13 protein-coding genes are annotated in these 16,025 nt (G+C 49.3%); 8 read left to right on the top strand and 5 right to left on the bottom strand.

Annotation, left to right across the window (positions count from 1 at the left end; genetic code table 11):
• The first annotated feature begins 65 nt into the window (after positions 1 to 65).
• The gene (locus ACYU87_RS11350; RefSeq protein WP_461134374.1) at positions 66 to 3,374 is read left to right on the top strand and encodes a VCBS repeat-containing protein; all 3,309 of its coding nucleotides are present in this window, start codon (positions 66 to 68) and stop codon (positions 3,372 to 3,374) included.
• The gene (locus ACYU87_RS11345; RefSeq protein WP_461134180.1) at positions 3,371 to 4,693 is read left to right on the top strand and encodes a vanadium-dependent haloperoxidase; all 1,323 of its coding nucleotides are present in this window, start codon (positions 3,371 to 3,373) and stop codon (positions 4,691 to 4,693) included. The genes ACYU87_RS11350 and ACYU87_RS11345 overlap by 4 nt, the downstream gene beginning before the upstream one ends.
• A 20-nt stretch (positions 4,694 to 4,713) precedes the next feature.
• Here the strand turns inward: ACYU87_RS11345 and ACYU87_RS11340 are convergent, their stop codons facing one another.
• The 3 genes from ACYU87_RS11340 to ACYU87_RS11330 all read right to left on the bottom strand — a co-directional run bounded on the left by ACYU87_RS11340 (position 4,714) and on the right by ACYU87_RS11330 (position 7,404).
• Positions 4,714 to 5,394: a cell division ATP-binding protein FtsE gene (locus ACYU87_RS11340; RefSeq protein ID WP_461134179.1), complete on the bottom strand. Its 681-nt coding sequence runs from the start codon at positions 5,392 to 5,394 to the stop codon at positions 4,714 to 4,716.
• Between the two features lie 105 nt (positions 5,395 to 5,499).
• Positions 5,500 to 6,165 carry a fructose-6-phosphate aldolase gene (gene fsa, locus ACYU87_RS11335; RefSeq protein WP_461134178.1) on the bottom strand — a complete coding sequence of 222 codons (666 nt, stop codon included), beginning with the start codon at positions 6,163 to 6,165 and terminating at the stop codon, positions 5,500 to 5,502.
• Positions 6,166 to 6,252: 87 nt separating this feature from the next.
• Positions 6,253 to 7,404: a galactokinase gene (locus tag ACYU87_RS11330; protein WP_461134177.1), complete on the bottom strand. Its 1,152-nt coding sequence runs from the start codon at positions 7,402 to 7,404 to the stop codon at positions 6,253 to 6,255.
• A gap of 264 nt (positions 7,405 to 7,668) precedes the next feature.
• Here ACYU87_RS11330 and ACYU87_RS11325 point away from each other — a divergent pair, with 264 nt between their 5' ends.
• The 3 genes from ACYU87_RS11325 (at position 7,669) to ACYU87_RS11315 (ending at position 9,678) form a co-directional block, all read left to right on the top strand.
• Complete coding sequence (locus ACYU87_RS11325) at positions 7,669 to 8,388, top strand: tetratricopeptide repeat protein (RefSeq protein WP_461134176.1); 720 nt, start codon at positions 7,669 to 7,671, stop codon at positions 8,386 to 8,388.
• A 100-nt stretch (positions 8,389 to 8,488) separates the two neighbouring features.
• The gene (locus tag ACYU87_RS11320) at positions 8,489 to 8,839 is read left to right on the top strand and encodes a transmembrane 220 family protein (RefSeq protein WP_461134175.1); all 351 of its coding nucleotides are present in this window, start codon (positions 8,489 to 8,491) and stop codon (positions 8,837 to 8,839) included.
• Complete coding sequence (locus ACYU87_RS11315; protein WP_461134174.1) at positions 8,836 to 9,678, top strand: hydroxymethylglutaryl-CoA lyase; 843 nt, start codon at positions 8,836 to 8,838, stop codon at positions 9,676 to 9,678. The genes ACYU87_RS11320 and ACYU87_RS11315 overlap by 4 nt, the downstream gene beginning before the upstream one ends.
• Positions 9,679 to 9,743: 65 nt before the next feature.
• Here ACYU87_RS11315 and ACYU87_RS11310 read toward each other — a convergent pair whose 3' ends face one another.
• On the bottom strand, positions 9,744 to 10,268 hold the full coding sequence (locus ACYU87_RS11310) for a DUF7935 family protein (protein ID WP_461134173.1): 525 nt from the start codon (positions 10,266 to 10,268) through the stop codon (positions 9,744 to 9,746).
• A gap of 100 nt (positions 10,269 to 10,368) precedes the next feature.
• Here ACYU87_RS11310 and ACYU87_RS11305 point away from each other — a divergent pair, with 100 nt between their 5' ends.
• On the top strand, positions 10,369 to 10,647 hold the full coding sequence (locus ACYU87_RS11305) for an iron-sulfur cluster assembly accessory protein (RefSeq protein ID WP_461134172.1): 279 nt from the start codon (positions 10,369 to 10,371) through the stop codon (positions 10,645 to 10,647).
• Between the two features lie 132 nt (positions 10,648 to 10,779).
• Positions 10,780 to 14,628 carry a sensor histidine kinase gene (locus ACYU87_RS11300; RefSeq protein WP_461134171.1) on the top strand — a complete coding sequence of 1,283 codons (3,849 nt, stop codon included), beginning with the start codon at positions 10,780 to 10,782 and terminating at the stop codon, positions 14,626 to 14,628.
• Between the two features lie 46 nt (positions 14,629 to 14,674).
• Here ACYU87_RS11300 and ACYU87_RS11295 read toward each other — a convergent pair whose 3' ends face one another.
• The gene (locus ACYU87_RS11295; RefSeq protein ID WP_461134170.1) at positions 14,675 to 15,268 is read right to left on the bottom strand and encodes an HNH endonuclease; all 594 of its coding nucleotides are present in this window, start codon (positions 15,266 to 15,268) and stop codon (positions 14,675 to 14,677) included.
• A gap of 358 nt (positions 15,269 to 15,626) precedes the next feature.
• Here ACYU87_RS11295 and ACYU87_RS11290 point away from each other — a divergent pair, with 358 nt between their 5' ends.
• The gene (locus ACYU87_RS11290) at positions 15,627 to 15,998 is read left to right on the top strand and encodes a CoA-binding protein (RefSeq protein ID WP_461134169.1); all 372 of its coding nucleotides are present in this window, start codon (positions 15,627 to 15,629) and stop codon (positions 15,996 to 15,998) included.
• The last annotated feature ends 27 nt before the right edge of the window (positions 15,999 to 16,025 follow it).

Here is a 16,025-nt window from a genome sequence, read left to right as displayed (position 1 = left end):
CTTACAGCACGTTTATATTAGTTGCCTATACCAAAAAATATTCCGTTCAGCTATTCTTAAGTATACTGCTACTCAGCCATTCGGCCAGCTACGCACAAGAGCCACTCTTTCAGCTCCTGTCGCCCAAACAAACCCGTATCGACTTTAGAAACGACATTGACGAAAACGAAAGCCTGAATGTGCTTTCGTACGAATATTTTTACAATGGAGCCGGCGTTGCCGTTGGCGACGTGAACAACGACGGATTACTGGACTTATTCTTTACCGCTAACCTGAAAGCCAACAAACTATACCTCAACCTGGGTGGCTTAACGTTCAAAGACATTACCGAGGAGACGGGTGCTGGGCTGAAGGGACGATCCGGTGGCTGGAAAACGGGGGTGAGCATGGCCGATGTCAACGGGGATGGGTGGCTGGATATTTACGTTTGCTATTCGGGAAAGGGCGACGAAAGCAAACGCCGGAATCAGTTGTTTATCAACCAGGGAGTTGGCGCCAAAGGAACAGTTCAGTTTGTCGAAAAGGCAAAAGAATACGGGGTTGATGACAATGGGTACAACACCCAGGCTACTTTCTTCGACTACGATCGGGATGGCGATCTCGACTTGTTTCTACTGCATCACAATGTCAAAAAATACGATAACATGGAGCTGGCGAAGCTCCACGGCGAAACCGACCTGCTGGCTGGCAATAAATTGCTGGAAAATAAAAATGGTCATTTCGTCGATGTTTCCCAGCAGGAAGGCATTCACCAATACCCGCTGACGTTTGGATTAGGCATGGCGGTAGCCGATGTGAACAAAGATGGCTGGCCCGACATTTACGTAACCAACGATTACAACGAACCTGACTATTTATACATCAATCAGAAGGGAATTGACCTGGCGGCAAAACGGTCGGGTGGACCCGCTTTCAAAGACGAAACCCAGGCGTACTTTCAGCACCTGGCCCAATTCTCCATGGGTGTCGACATCGCCGATTACAATAACGATGGGCTACCCGATGTCATGTCGCTGGATATGCTGCCGGAAGACAACCGACGCCAGAAACTGTTGCAGCTTCAGGAGAACTACGAGTCGTTTGAGCTGATGCAGCAGCAAAAGCTTCAAAAACAATACATGCGGAATATGTTGCAGCTGAATAATGGCAATGGCACATTCAGCGAGATTGCCCAGACGGCGGGGGTATCTAATACAGACTGGAGCTGGTCGCCCTTGCTGGCTGATTTTGACAACGATGGCTACAAAGATCTGTTCATTACCAACGGGTACTTGCGCGATTACACCAACAAAGACTTTCTTAAATACTGGGGCGATTACAAGATCAGAAAAGCAATTGACCGGGAGCCTGTTCAACTGATGGATTTGGTCAAGGCAATGCCATCGACCAAAATCGCTAATTACATATTCAGCAACAACCACGATCTTACGTTTACGAACAAACAAAAGGAGTGGGGCTTCCAGACACCGGCCATATCCAACGGTGCCGTTTATGCCGATCTGGATAACGACGGCGATCTGGAACTTGTTGTCAACAACATTAACGATCCGGCTTTTGTGTATCAGAACATGAGCCGGGAGCAGTCGAAAAACGGGTTTATTCAAGTGAAGCTGGCCCCGGCCGGACAAGGTAAATCTGTGGTCGGGTCTAAAGTGACGATCTATGCCAACGGAAATTTGCAATACCAGGAGGTAAATCCGGTGCGGGGTTATCTGTCTTCACAGCCGCTGGCCCTTCATTTCGGATTGGGGGCCGCTACTCGGATTGACTCTATTCTTGTTGTCTGGCCAGATCAGTCCACTCAGAAAGTAACGGGTGTTGCCGTGAACCAGCAGCTTGTTATTCAGCAAACACAGACGATGGCTGCGCGTACTGCGCCGTCTGCTCAAAAGAAAGTAAGCACTGTATTCACAAAGGTCTCCCCGGCGCTGACGTATACGCATGAAGGTTTCTTCGAGAATGACTTCAAACGGCAGCCGCTCATGCTTTGGATGTACTCACATACGGGTCCGGTATTGGCAAAGGGTGATGTCAATAAAGATGGTTTAGATGACGTGTTCATCAGTGGCGACCAAAACAAGCCCGCCACCGTCTGGATTCAGCAGAAAGACGGTGCGTTCAAACCGATTGATGGACTGGCTATCGGTGACGAATCGGTTTCGTCCGTTTCGGCTGCGGCCTTTTTTGATGCTAACGGGGATGGATTCGATGATTTGTACGTGGCCAAGGGGGGGTACTCGCTCTTCGAACTGAATACGACCTCTTTTCAGGATGATCTGTACCTGAACGATGGAAAGGGGAACCTGATCCTGGCAAAAACATCGCTGCCCAATATGAGTGCCAGCAGCAAAGCCTGTATTCGTCCGTACGATTACGATGGCGACGGCGACATAGATGTGTTTGTGGCCGGGCGCGTTACGCCCGGACGTTATCCGGAAGCGCCTAACTCGTACCTGCTTCAAAATACGGGCAACGGGCAATTCAGGGCAGTGCCCATCCCGTTTGCCAAACTGGGTATGATAACGGACGTTCGGTGGGCAGACATGGACGCCGATGGGCGTGCTGACCTGATTTTGTGTGGCGAGTTTATGCCAATAAAAGTTTACCACAACACAAAAGATGGCTTTGTCGATAAAACGAAACAGTATTTTTCGGAGGAAGAGAAAGGAGTCTGGTTATCGTTGACGGTGACTGACCTGAATAACGATGGGCAGAAAGACATCATAGCCGGCAATCTGGGGACCAACTCGCAGATTAAATTCTCGTCAAAAGAGCCCATCGAACTGGTCTACGCTGATTTCGATAACAATGGTTCAATTGATCCGTTCGTCAGCTTTTATGTTCAGGGAACGTCGGTTCCGTTCGTAAGCCGGGACGAGTTGAACGACCAGATTTATGCTATGCGGAAGAAATTTGCCTATTATAAAGATTATGCCAACGCAACGATCAACGATATTTTACCCGCCAGCGATATGTCGGGGGCTCAAAAGCTAACAGCCTCCGAGTGCCATTCGGTTTGCTTCCTGAACAATAAAGGGCAGTTTGAGAAGCATATACTGCCCATACAGGCGCAGTTTGCGCCGGTCACGAACATCGTCTGTGACGACTTCGATCGGGATGGAAAACCAGATGTTCTGTTGCTGGGAAATAAGTCAGACAACCGGCTAAAACTAGGCAGTATGGATGCTAATTATGGGTGTCTGCTCAAAGGAGACGGAAGGGGAGGATTCAAGTACGTGAACCAGACAGATGCCGGTTTATCGGTTATCGGCGATGTTAAATCTGTTGTCGAAATCAGTACCGTCCAGGGCAGAAATCTCCTGATTGGGGCGTTTAATCAGCCGTTGCAGGTCTACAAAAAACAAATGCCATGAAGGGGTTGCTCTTACTTTTTACCTGGATGTTGGTAAGTCCGTCCGCTAAGGCCGAGGTGGCGAAACAGGATGTATCCCGGCATCTTCAACCAACGGTATTTGCCGTAACGATGGTCATGATTCACGATGTTGTGAACCCGCCCTCAGCCAGCCGGTTTTACACCTATTGTTTGCTGGGTGCGCACGAAATTGTTGCCCGGAACCAGAAAAATGAGATATCGCCTTCGGCCTTTGTCCGCGCGTTCGAGCCAATCAGTATAGACACGAAGCAGCCTTACAATTACCAGATAGCGGCTTTGTATTGTATTCTGGAAACAGGTCGGCTGATTCTGCCATCGGGCTACATGCTGGAGGAAGAACAGGCGAAGCTGACAGAGCGTCTGCGGAGCGAAAAATACCCGGAAATGATTATCCTGCAATCTATAGAGGTAGCACAGTCGGTGGCAAAAAAGATAGTAGCGTATGCGGCCGCTGATAACTACCGGAAGTTAAGCGCCCGGACCCGCTATCGCCCCAGCAAAGCGGATGGATACTGGTATCCTACGCCACCAGCGTACATCGAAGCCATTGAGCCACACTGGCGTACAATCCGCCCTATGGTGCTCGATTCGAGCAGTCAGTTCAAGCCCAAACCCCCGATTGCCTTTAGCAAAGACACAACAAGCGCCTTTTACAAACTAGCCTACGACGTGTATTCGGTTGGTACTACGTTGACCGATGAGCAACGCTTTATTGCCTCATACTGGGACTGCAATCCGTTTGCCGTCAACACCTCGGGCCATATGTCGATTGGTTTTAAAAAAATAAGTCCCGGTGGTCACTGGATGAACATTACGAGCCTGGCGACCACGAAAGCCGGACTATCGTTCGACAAAGCACTGGTGGTAGAATCACTGGTGGCGATGACCCTAATGGATGCATTTATCAGCTGCTGGGATGAGAAATACCGCAGCAACAGAATCCGCCCCGAAACAGTCATCAATCGCTACATCAACGTGCGCTGGCAACCGCTTCTGCAAACACCCCCATTTCCTGAGTACACCAGCGGACACAGTGTCATTTCTACGGCTGTGTCGGAACTGCTCACCTTTCTGATGGGGGATAACTTTGCGTTCACGGACAATACAGAGGTGATTTTTGATTTACCCGAGCGGCAGTTCAAATCGTTTCGGCAGGCGTCTGCCGAAGCGGCCATATCCCGGCTGTATGGCGGCATACATTACCGCGACGCTATCGAGAACGGACAGGCCCAGGGAAAAGCAATTGGTGAGTTTGTTGTGCAGCAGCTAAAAAAAGCGGGAATAAAGCCGGTACTGTAACCGGGCCTAAATAAAGCAAATTACCCTTTCAGTTCGATCACCTGACTGTCCTGGCATCGGAGCACCCGGGCGGGGTATTTGTGCAGAAGATCGTAGTTGTGCGTAGCCATCAGAACGGCTGTACCGGCGTTGTTGATGGCTTGAAAAACTTTCATGATCTGATCGGCGACGGCCGGATCCAGGTTACCGGTCGGTTCATCCGCAATAATAACCTGCGGCTCGTTGAGCATAGCGCGGGCCACGACTACCCGTTGCTGTTCGCCACCCGAAAGCTGATGGGGCATTTTCTTCTGGGCCGTTCCCAGGCCAACCTGCATGAGCACATCGGCAATGCGGTTGTTCATGTCTGTTTTGCTGCTCCAGCCCGTCGCCTTGAGCACAAACTTTAAATTGTCTTCGACCGAGCGATCAAAAAAGAGCTGAAAATCCTGAAAAACGATACCTATTTTTCGACGCAGTTGCGGAACATCCCGGGGCTTAAGCGCATCCAGTGAATAACCTGCTACAAACCCTTTCCCGTTCTGGAGCCACAAGTCGGCGTAGAGCGTCTTCAGGAGGGATGTTTTACCACTGCCCGTTCGACCGATGAGATAGGCAAAGTCGCCCTTGTTGATTTGAAAGGATACGTCGCCCAGCACCAGCTTCTTACCCTGGTAGATGTCGGCGTGATCGAGTGTAAGAACGGGTTCGGTAGAAAACATAGGCAGATTTCAAGTTCAGGGTGTTCAGTCTATACTACACGGTTGGCTGACGCGCCCAATATGCGTACGTCAGCCAACCGTGTAGGGTAAGCCAAAAACCGAAAACTATTTTACTGGCAGATTCGCTTTTTCGTGATCGGCCAGGAATTTAGCCAGACCACTATCCGTCAGTGGGTGGTTTAGCAACATCTTCATAACGCTCAGGGGAGCCGTCATGATGTCAGCACCAATCTCAGCGCATTGAATAACGTGAATTGGGTGACGAACGGAAGCCGCCAGCACTTCAGTTGTGTAACCGTAGTTAGTGAAAATGGTCACGATCTGTTCGATCAGCGCCATACCGTCGGTTGAAATATCATCTAACCGGCCAACGAACGGAGATACGTACGTAGCACCTGCCTTAGCCGCCAGCAACGCCTGACCCGCCGAAAAAATCAGCGTACAGTTGGTACGGATGCCTTTTTCGGAAAAATATTTAATTGCCTTGATGCTATCGCCACTCATTGGCACTTTCACCACGATATTTTCGTCGATTTCGGCCAATTCTTCACCTTCCTTGATCATCTCGTCGTACGTAACGGAGATAACCTCAGCGCTAACATCGCTCTGTACGATTTCGCAGATTTGTTTGTAATGGCGCATTACGTTGTCTTTTCCCGTAATACCTTCTTTCGCCATTAAAGAAGGGTTGGTGGTAACCCCGTCGAGAATCCCCATGTCCTGGGCTTCGCGAATGTCAGCCAGATTGGCTGTGTCAATGAAAAATTTCATGGTTAAACAATTAAACAGTTAAACAGTCGAGTCACCAGTCAGTAAGAAGTTAAGAGCCAGAGAAACCCGGCGATCCAAACTACTCACTCAACCAATTACATTCGTCCCGTCCTGGATTTTGCAGACGTGAAGGTACGTATCTTTCCCCGTTCGGGCTTTATATTGTTTGGTAATCAACTTTCTAAAATCTTCCAGTACGTCTTCCTGAACCAGATTGATGGTACAACCGCCAAAGCCGCCACCCATCATCCGGGCTCCCAGGACACCCGGTTGCTGCCGGGCAATCTCGACGAGTATGTCCAGCTCAGGGCAACTCACTTCGTACCAGTGACTTAGGCCCTCATGCGAGCCGTACATCAACTGGCCAAAGGTAGCCACATCATTGGTTTCGAGGGCGTCTACACCGTCGAGCAACCGTTGGTTTTCCTGAACAACATAGGCACAACGGCGGTAGATCAGGGGCTCGGCATCACGTAAATGCTGATCGAGCATGGGCATGGTTACGTCGCGCAGGCTCTTGATGTTGGGATAAAATGTTCGGAGAAACCGAACCCCGGCTTCGCATTGCGCCCGGCGTGTATTGTATTCCGACGTTACCAATGAGTGCTTTACCTGCGAGTCGCAGAGAACAACACTGATACCCTCCATCCGCAGGGGCGCGTAAGTATAGTCGAGCGAACGGCAATCGAGCTTAATCACATGATCGGCTTTACCCATCATGCTGGCAAACATATCCATGATGCCTACTTTAGCCCCTACAAACTCGTTTTCAGCCCGTTGCGATAGCTTTACCATGTCAACCCGGTTAATGCCTAACTGAAAGAGTTCATTTAGCGCAAAACCTACTCCATTTTCGAGCGCTGCCGATGACGAGAGTCCCGATCCCATTGGAATCGTACCCCCAAACACGCAGTTAAGACCGCTTATCGCGTGACCCGCCAGCCGAAACTGCGCTACCACACCCAGCAGGTAATCGGCCCAGGTGTGCGTCGGGGCTAAGTTGATTGAGGAACCCTGGTATGTTTTGTTTAGATCGTGCGCAACGAAATGAAGCTCATTGTCGGTACGTTTACCAACGGCTAGGTAAATAGCTTTGTCGATGGCGGCCGGGAGAACAAAGCCCTCGTTGTAATCAGTATGTTCACCAATGAGATTAACGCGACCGGGGGAGCAAATCAGGACAGGCTCAGTGTTGAAGGCTTGTCGAAAGGAATGGGTAAGCTGATCGAGTAAGTCCATGTTGGGTTCGGAAAATTTAGCGGTTTACTACAGCTAAACGTAACACCCGCTAAAGAGCGCAACCGTCCCGAAACGAAACCAGACTGGACGGAAACAAAAAATGGCAAACCAATGTCTCACCGCTACGACCACCTACCCTTGCTTCGGTCAAGACCTGGGGGATTCAGCAGGAGCTGGTAGCACCGATTTGCCGATGCAAAGTTAAGTAAATGTTAGTCAAACGACCAAATTTCGCCCGTACCTTTACGGTCAAATCGACTAAGTATGAAGCGTTCAGTAGGATTAATTTTAGGTATCGTATTCAGTATCAGTGCCTGTAGCTCATCGGATAAAAACGTTGAACAAGGCCGAATTTATTTAAAAGAAGGCAAATTCAGGGAGGCTGTGCAGGTGTTGAACGAAGCAATTGAGTCCGATGCGTCCAATGTTGAAGCGTTTAATTCACGGGGTGTCGCCTATTTTGAACTGAAAGAATACGCCAATGCCACCCTCGACTATGACCAGGCCATTAAATTGAAACCCGATTTCTACCGTCCCTATTACAACCGGGGACTACTGCGGGTAGCCCAAAATGATCAGGCGGGCGCTTTGAAAGATTATTCGGATGCTATTCGCCTGGTACCCGATACCAGCCGCAACACCGGTGCCGAACTGTACTTAAACCGGGGGCAGTTGTTTGCCACCCAGGGGCAGATCCAACCGGCTCTCACCGATTTTTCGAAAGCCATCTCCCTGAACCCGAAAAATGCACTGGCCCTGTACAACCGGGGTAATTTACGGTTTACGCAGAAAGATCTGGCCGGCGCCATTGCCGACTTTCAACAGGCCATTCAAGCCGACCCGAAGTTCGGGAAGGCTTTTTACGGTTTAGGCATTGCGCAGATGATCAATAACGAACGTGATAGTGGTTGTCTGAGCCTCAAACAAGCGCAGAATCTGGGCTATGCCGATGCGGCTAATGCAGTTGCGGAGTATTGCCAATAAAACCAAACCGCTCAGGATGACCTGACAACATCGCTAAAGTAAAATGTCCGTTTCGGATGCTTACGGCTTTCGTGACGTACACCAATCAGTGATACATTTTATGAGAAAGACGATCTCAATCATCTTCGGTCTGTTATTTGTTTTGTTTGCAGCCGTTCAGTACAACGACCCTGACCCGGAAGTTTGGGTGCCTATTTATGGACTGGCTGCCATTGCCTGCTTTATGGCTTATGGTGGAGTCGGGCGGTGGTGGTTTTTTGTTGGGATGGCCATTATGTATGTCGTGGCGGCTACCTACCAATGGCCGCCTGTTTTTGAAGGATTTTTGTTCAGTGAAGTAGGCATGCGGAGCATGAACATCGAAATGGCTCGTGAAGCCGGGGGACTGGCCATCTGTGCCGTTATTATGGGTGTACTGGCAGTTCTTGTTCGTCAACCGATACGCCGATGAAACTCGTTGAATGTCCACGTGATGCCATGCAGGGGCTGGCTCATTTTGTGCCAACCGATCTCAAAATCCGGTACCTGAATACGTTGCTGCAAGTGGGTTTTGATACCCTCGATTTTGGCAGTTTTGTATCGCCAAAGGCCATTCCGCAACTGCGTGACACCACCGAGGTGCTGGCCGGACTGGACTTATCGACGACGACGACAAAGCTGCTGGCTATCGTCGCCAACAGGCGGGGGGCAGCGCAGGCAACGGATCACGAACAAATCAGCTACATCGGTTTCCCGCTGTCTATCTCGGAAACGTTTCAGCAGCGAAACACAAATAAATCTATAGCTCAGGCCTTTAGCGAAGTGGCTGACATTCAGTCGTTGTGCGTGCAGTACGGGAAGCGGCTGGTCGTTTATTTGTCGATGGGTTTCGGAAATCCTTATGGCGACGCGTACAGTCCTGATCTTGTTGGCGACTTTACGGCTCGACTAACGCAACTGGGCGTTCGCATTATTGCCCCGTCCGACACGGTTGGATCGTCTACGCCTGAGGCTATTGAAAGCCTGTTCACTTACCTGATCGGACAGTTTCCGGAGGTGGAATTCGGCGCTCACCTACACGCCCGACCGGGTGATTGTCCTGCCAAAGTACGGGCGGCTGTGCGGGCAGGTGTACAACGTATAGACGGGGCTCTACGCGGTTTCGGAGGGTGCCCAATGGCAGACGATACCCTGACCGGAAATTTGCCCACCGAAGAAATCATGCAAACGCTGACGGAGGAAGGTGTCAAACTCGCTATCAATCAGGAAGCATTTCAAAAAGCTCTGACATTATCGGCAGGGGTATTCTAGTACCTGACTTTTGGCACATTGAGCAGATGAGAGCACCTGCTCAATGTGCCAAAATTTGTGCCACTTTACATAAACATCACCTGAATTTCTTCCTTAACGGCTTTGAGGGCATCGGAAGTTGGCTGTTTGTCTTGCTGAATGATGCGTTCAAAAATCCGTTTGGATAACTCAAGGGCAGGGGCGTCGGGCCGGGTATCGCCCGAAGCCTGATTGACTAGTATCATCACATCGTTCATAGCCGCCTGAATCTGATCCCAGGTAGCCTGGCTCATGTACACCTGCTGGGAAAGGTTGTGGTTATACTCATCCCGGATTTCCTGTAACAACCGCTGCTGAAATTCCAGTACCGTGGTTGAACTGCCGCTTAGTCGCAATAGCAAATTGTTCGGGCTGATTCGTTCCAGAAATAAAACCATGCGTTCGTAGGCCTGCAGGCGAATCGGTACAACGGTGTCGGTATACCGATTTTTAACATCAAACTTGTGCCGGTCGGCCTCTCGCTCCAGCAACAGTTTAACGGTCAGATACATACCATACAAAACGAAGCCAGCGGGTACGATTAATTTCAGAAAATCACTCAATAGGTCCATAAAAAGGGAAACACTGTTTAGCGGAAAAAGGTAATTTTACGTAACCTGTTATCAATGCCAATCAAGTTGTTGATATCGGGATACTGTTTACTTAGACAACATGCTCGATAATCCTGTTCTTGTTAAACCCGAAGCACGTCAGCAAATCCTGGACACGTTCCGGGCCAATAAAATTCCAGGTGATTATGGATTACGGGTCGGCGTTCGGGGAGGGGGATGCGGCTCGTCCTGGTTATTAGGCTTTGACGTACCGGGACCCTCCGACGAAGTGTATAACGTGGAAGGCGTCCAGGTCATTATTGATCGTAAACATTTACTTTATGTTCTGGGCGCCGAAATTGGTTACGAGCCGGGGGGCTTTACAGTAGAAAAAAGCTGACCAGTAGCCGGTTGTACATATCTCAGGAAAAACGGTTATTAATTGTTTACTTTCTGGTAGTTTAGAGGAAGCTACCCCAGAAATCTGGCATGATTTTAGGACTATTCCGCCAAAAGACAATACGTACGTTTTGTGAAGCGCATTGAAGAACATATTTTTTTGCTGCTAGCTGTGCTTGCAGCAGCTCTTTCCGTTTTGTGCTTCTTTATGTTGGAGCAGAACGCGCCGGGGGCAACTGACGAGCAATATGTAAGTGCTGTACAACAACGGGTAAAAGAAGAATTACTGGTTAGCACGACCGAACTGGATAGTGTCGTGGCGCTGCTGAAGCGTAGCCAAACGCCCACCTTTTCCAGCCTGAGCATTGCCACGAGGTATCCTTATTTCGTATATCGCAACAAGCAGATCATCTACTGGTCTGACCATCGGTTCATTCCCGACTATGCCCGGCTGTCGTCCGTAACAGGCCCTAAACTGGTTGATTTCAACAAAGAGCAATACATCGTCAGTCATAAACGAGTTGCGGGTGAGACCGGGGCGGTAGACGTTTTCTCGCTGATCAGTATTTATCAATACTACCACAGTAACAACGCTTACCTTCAGTCCGGCTACAATCCGGAATTGTTTTCGCTTGATCCCGTTGCCCTGTCAAACCAGCGGCTGAACACGTTTCAGGCCATTTACGACAACTCATCGGCTTTTCTCTTCTCCGTTGTTCCGCCCCGGGTCGATGCTTACCGAAACCATTCCACACCCGTCAATACAGTTATTCTGGGCACGTTGGCCGTCATTTTTCTGGGGCTCTACATCATTCAACTGATGGTTCGGCTGAAGGAGAAACGAAAATACGAAGTGGCTTTTATGTGTATAGCGGCCTATTTGCTGCTGCTTCGGGCGGTAATGCTGTATTTTGGCGTGCCGTTTTTATTCTTCGAATCCGATCTGTTCAACCCCAAGTTCTACGCATCGTCGGTACTGGTTCCGTCGCTGGGTGATCTGCTATTGAACGCACTGGTTATTGTTGCATTGGCTTTCTACTGTGTTCGTCATTACTACCGCACGCGGAGTTACGCAGTTATGTTGCACCTGCCCATTTGGGCGCAAATACTCATTTCGGTTGGATGCGTCGTTGCCAGCTACGGCGTCTTTGCACTGTGTTACGTTGAACTCAATAGCATCTACGAAAAGTCACAGTTTACGCTGGACATCACCCTGAACATTCGCTTCTCCTTCCTGAAAATCATTTGTCTGCTCGTCTTCATCACCATCGCGTTCATTTACTTTCTGATCGTACATCTGCTGGCAAGCCTGTTCCTGCGGTATAATCGGCAAAACACCGGCCGGGGAATGCTGCTTATTCTGGCCGGTACGCTGATTAGTGGAGGGCTCGGGCTAGTACTGGAATGGCCGTTGACGATTATATTTCTCCTCAATGGCATCTACTTCCTGCTCATATTCGTGAGTGAATTTGCGAAAACACTCTACGCGTTTCGCTACAAAACATCGATCTATTTTTTCCTGGCTGCCTTCGTGTATGCCGTAATGACTGCCTATGTTGTTTACAATCAGGAGATAAAGAAGCAACTGGTTCATGAACAGGAATTCGCTTCGCAGCTGCTGGCCGAAAATGATGAGTTTGGCGAGTTTCTGATGAGCAAGGCGCAGGAATCCATTCAGCGAGATACGGACATCAGCCGAGCGTTGCAGACGGATACATTACTGGTCCGGGAGCGCATTCAGCAGCGTATCAAAAGTTTACACCTCGACAAGTATTTCGATAAATACGACATTGAAGTATTCTCGTTTCGAACCAACGGGCGTCCGCTCGATATTAGTCCCAATGCTATTTCATTTGCTTCTTTTACGAACCGCTACCGGCAACCGGCTTACCAGACGGAGTACCCTGGCATCTATTTTGTCAATGAGGCTAAGAACAAGTTTGTAAAGCAGTATTTGTGTTTTATTTCCATCCGGCAGGCAGAGCTGGAAACACGGGTTGACAAGTCTCGATTGGCTGCCGTGCCGGATACACTTGGGTACGTAGTGCTCGATTTTCGTCTGCGAAACGAGCGGCCAAAAAGCGTTTACCCGGAATTGCTGGTTGATACAAAGTTCACGCAAAACCCCGACACACAGGCGTATAGCTATGCTTTTTTTAGTGGGCCGACCCTCGGTGCGCGATCGCTGGGGCAGAAAGCGCAGCACCAGTTACTTTACACGACAGGCAGCTTCAACTATGATCGGAAATTTAACGGCGCGCTGCTGAATAATTCGGCTTTATTTGACAGTGGCCTGGCCAGCAATGGTTATCTGCACGTAGCCCAGCGGGGCCAGGACGGCCGAATTGTCGTTGTGTCATCGGCGGAGTATCCCTTTCGGAATATAGTCTCCAACTTTTCGTTTCTGTACCTTCTACTGGTTCTGTCGGTTATTGTCGTCATCCTGGGATATGCCATTAATTACGGCTTCTCGGAGTTTAGTATCAACTACTCGACCCGCATTCAGATACTGCTGAACGTGGCCTTTTTTCTGCCACTTCTGCTGGTCATTGTGATCATTGTCAATGTGATCAGCTCAAACTACATCGCGAATCAGGAAAGTGCTTATATAAGCAACACGCGCAATATTGCCGCCAACTTTCTGACTTACCTGGATGAGCATTTGTATGCCCAGAAGCGCAGTAAAGCGTCTATGGAGGAAGAGCTTAGTAAGATAGCGCGCGACGCTGATATAGATATTAACCTGTTTGACACGCAGGGGCATTTATACACCTCCACGCGTCCGCTCATTTACGAAAGTGGCTATCTGTCCAAGTACATTAATCCGGAGGCTTACATTCATATCATTGAAGACAAAGAAAACGAACGGTTACTAAACGAGTCGCTGGGTACGAAACAATACCGGACAGCTTATGCGGGCATCAAGTCGTACGACGGGCGCTTGCTGGGGGTGTTGAGTATTCCTTACTTTTATGCCCGCCCCGACCTCGATCGTCAGATTATTGAAGTCATTGCATCGGCACTGAGCATTTTTACCGCCCTGTTCCTGTTCTTCCTGATCCTGTCTTATTTCGCGTCGCATGTGCTCACAAAGCCGCTTCGGTTGCTGACGCAAAAGATCAGAAAAACAAACCTCGAACGGCCGAACGATCCGGTTCACTGGCAATCGGACGATGAAATTGGGCTGCTCATTCGGGAGTATAACCGGATGCTGGTGAAACTTGAGGAAAGTAAACAGGCGCTGGCCCAGACCGAGAAACAGTCGGCCTGGCGGGAAATGGCCAAGCAGGTAGCCCACGAAATCAAAAACCCGCTGACACCCATGAAGTTGACTCTTCAGCACTTACAGCGGATATTTCCGAACGCAAACGAAGGATCGAACGGGACGAATGATCCGGCACGGCGCATTATTCTGCGAACGTTTGATTCTCTGCTAGACCAGATTGATAACCTTAGTGATATTGCCACATCGTTTTCGGAGTTTGCCAAGATGCCTTTGCCGAAAAGAGAGATCTTTGAAGTGACAAGTGTTTTTAACAAAACAGCCGACTTGTACGCTGATGACAAGCGCATTCTGCTACGTCGACAAATCGCCAATGGACCCATTATGGCCATTGGTGATCGGCAATTGATTGGCCGGATTCTTACAAACTTGTTGATCAACGCTATCCAGTCGGTGCCGCCGGGTCGCAAGCCGGAAATTAACCTGAAGCTGTATATCAACGCCGATGCGGTACAGATTGAGATTCAGGACAATGGGGCTGGTGTACCGGAAGCGATCAGAAGTAAGGTTTTTTTGCCGAACTTCAGCACCAAGCGGGGCGGGTCGGGCTTGGGATTAGCCATTGCCAAGCGGGGCGTTGAACATGCCGGGGGGGCTATCTGGTTCGAAACGAACGATGTCGAAGGCACCTCCTTCTTCGTCTCGCTTCCACTGGCTGGCGTGCTGGGCCCTCTACTGGACGAAGCTGTTGGCTACTGATCATTTTAGTGGATCTGACCGCGATAACTGGGTTCTTGACTAAGCACTAGTCAATTTTTACGTGTTTCCAGTTCTCTCCCGACCGAATGCGGTTAAGTTGCGTATGGGTGATGCCAAATTGCTTCGCAATCATTTTTAGCCGGTTCTTCTCATTTAGCAATAGTTTCTTGATAATCCGGACCTTGCTCTCGGTGAGTTTATAATTGCGGGTTTGGCGGGGTAACTGACGGTTTTTGAGACTGGGATTATTCCGGTTATGTTCGATCATCTCGTCTTTCGTTACCCAACGCAGGTTCTGGTGATAGTTGTTCTGCTTGTCGTGGTCGAGGTGAATAACGAACGTCTGTTCAGGCTGCTCGCGTTTGCTAAAATGTTCGGCCACCAGTTTATGCACGTACCGGTTGAGCGTTTTGCCACCCGACCGAATGTTCAACGACCGATACCCCTGAATGACGGATCCTTTAATGAACTTGCTGGTGGTTTGTTCGGCACCCGTACCTGAACGTGTTGCCGACGCCGACTGAAAACTACGCAACCGACCATAATTCGAGACCTCGTAATGAGGTGGGTTCTCAATCCCCTCAAACACAATGACTACCCACTTCTCATTCCAGAAACTTTGGCTCTCTTTGGCGTTCATGAACAAAGCAAATTTACGCGTAGCTGTTCGCTAACTAAGTTTAAGTCGCAGCCAGAAGAAACAAAATGGACTAGTCAAAAGAAGCAGGATGGTAGATGATTGCTTTTGTTTAGATAGATTGTTCTGGCTGTTCGATATTATTTGTCGTCTACACTAGTGTTGACTGATTCTTAACAAGAATAAAGTCAAATGGTTAGCTGATCAGACGGTTAAATCGATGAAATAAACATCTTGAACGCATAGTTTTCTTGAGCAGCCACTTCAATAGCGCATTTATATTGGCTGAAATCAAAACCGCAAAAGCCCTGTGTTCGTTATGATTGAACTGTAGAAAAATGGGTAGCTACCCACGAAGCTGATGGACACAAACACGAAGAAAACGGTAATAGTCGGGGCAACAGAAAAATCCGGTCGGTACGCCAATCTGGCCGCGTATAGCCTGCTCCGCCACGGGCATGATATTGAGCTGGTTGGCCGTCGGGAGGGAAGTATTGAGGGGCATCCGATTCATACAGATCAGCCCCATTTCGACGATATTGGAACCGTTACGATGTATGTCGGGCCGCAAAACCAGCCGCCCCTGTATGAATACATTAAAAGCCTGAAACCAAAGCGGGTCATCTTTAACCCCGGCTCCGAAAACCCCGAATTCGAGCGCCAGCTAAGGGCCGAAGGAATCGAGCCGATCGAAGCGTGTACGCTTGTTATGCTTTCCGTGGGATCTTATTGATATGGATGCGTGCTGTATGGTATAAGG

The sequence above is a fragment of the Spirosoma lituiforme genome (assembly GCF_054776635.1).
The sequence above is the reverse complement of the archived record's forward strand: the minus strand, read 5'-3'. Positions and strand labels throughout refer to the sequence as shown.

Coding starts and splice junctions, on each gene's coding strand:
- ACYU87_RS11305 (WP_461134172.1), top strand. CDS start 10,369: ATGCTCGATAATCCTGTTCTTGTTAAACCCGAAGCACGTCAGCAAATC.
- ACYU87_RS11345 (WP_461134180.1), top strand. CDS start 3,371: ATGAAGGGGTTGCTCTTACTTTTTACCTGGATGTTGGTAAGTCCGTCC.
- ACYU87_RS11315 (WP_461134174.1), top strand. CDS start 8,836: ATGAAACTCGTTGAATGTCCACGTGATGCCATGCAGGGGCTGGCTCAT.
- ACYU87_RS11320 (WP_461134175.1), top strand. CDS start 8,489: ATGAGAAAGACGATCTCAATCATCTTCGGTCTGTTATTTGTTTTGTTT.
- ACYU87_RS11290 (WP_461134169.1), top strand. CDS start 15,627: ATGGACACAAACACGAAGAAAACGGTAATAGTCGGGGCAACAGAAAAA.
- ACYU87_RS11325 (WP_461134176.1), top strand. CDS start 7,669: ATGAAGCGTTCAGTAGGATTAATTTTAGGTATCGTATTCAGTATCAGT.
- ACYU87_RS11330 (WP_461134177.1), bottom strand. CDS start 7,404: ATGGACTTACTCGATCAGCTTACCCATTCCTTTCGACAAGCCTTCAAC.
- fsa (WP_461134178.1), bottom strand. CDS start 6,165: ATGAAATTTTTCATTGACACAGCCAATCTGGCTGACATTCGCGAAGCC.
- ACYU87_RS11295 (WP_461134170.1), bottom strand. CDS start 15,268: ATGAACGCCAAAGAGAGCCAAAGTTTCTGGAATGAGAAGTGGGTAGTC.
- ACYU87_RS11310 (WP_461134173.1), bottom strand. CDS start 10,268: ATGGACCTATTGAGTGATTTTCTGAAATTAATCGTACCCGCTGGCTTC.
- ACYU87_RS11340 (WP_461134179.1), bottom strand. CDS start 5,394: ATGTTTTCTACCGAACCCGTTCTTACACTCGATCACGCCGACATCTAC.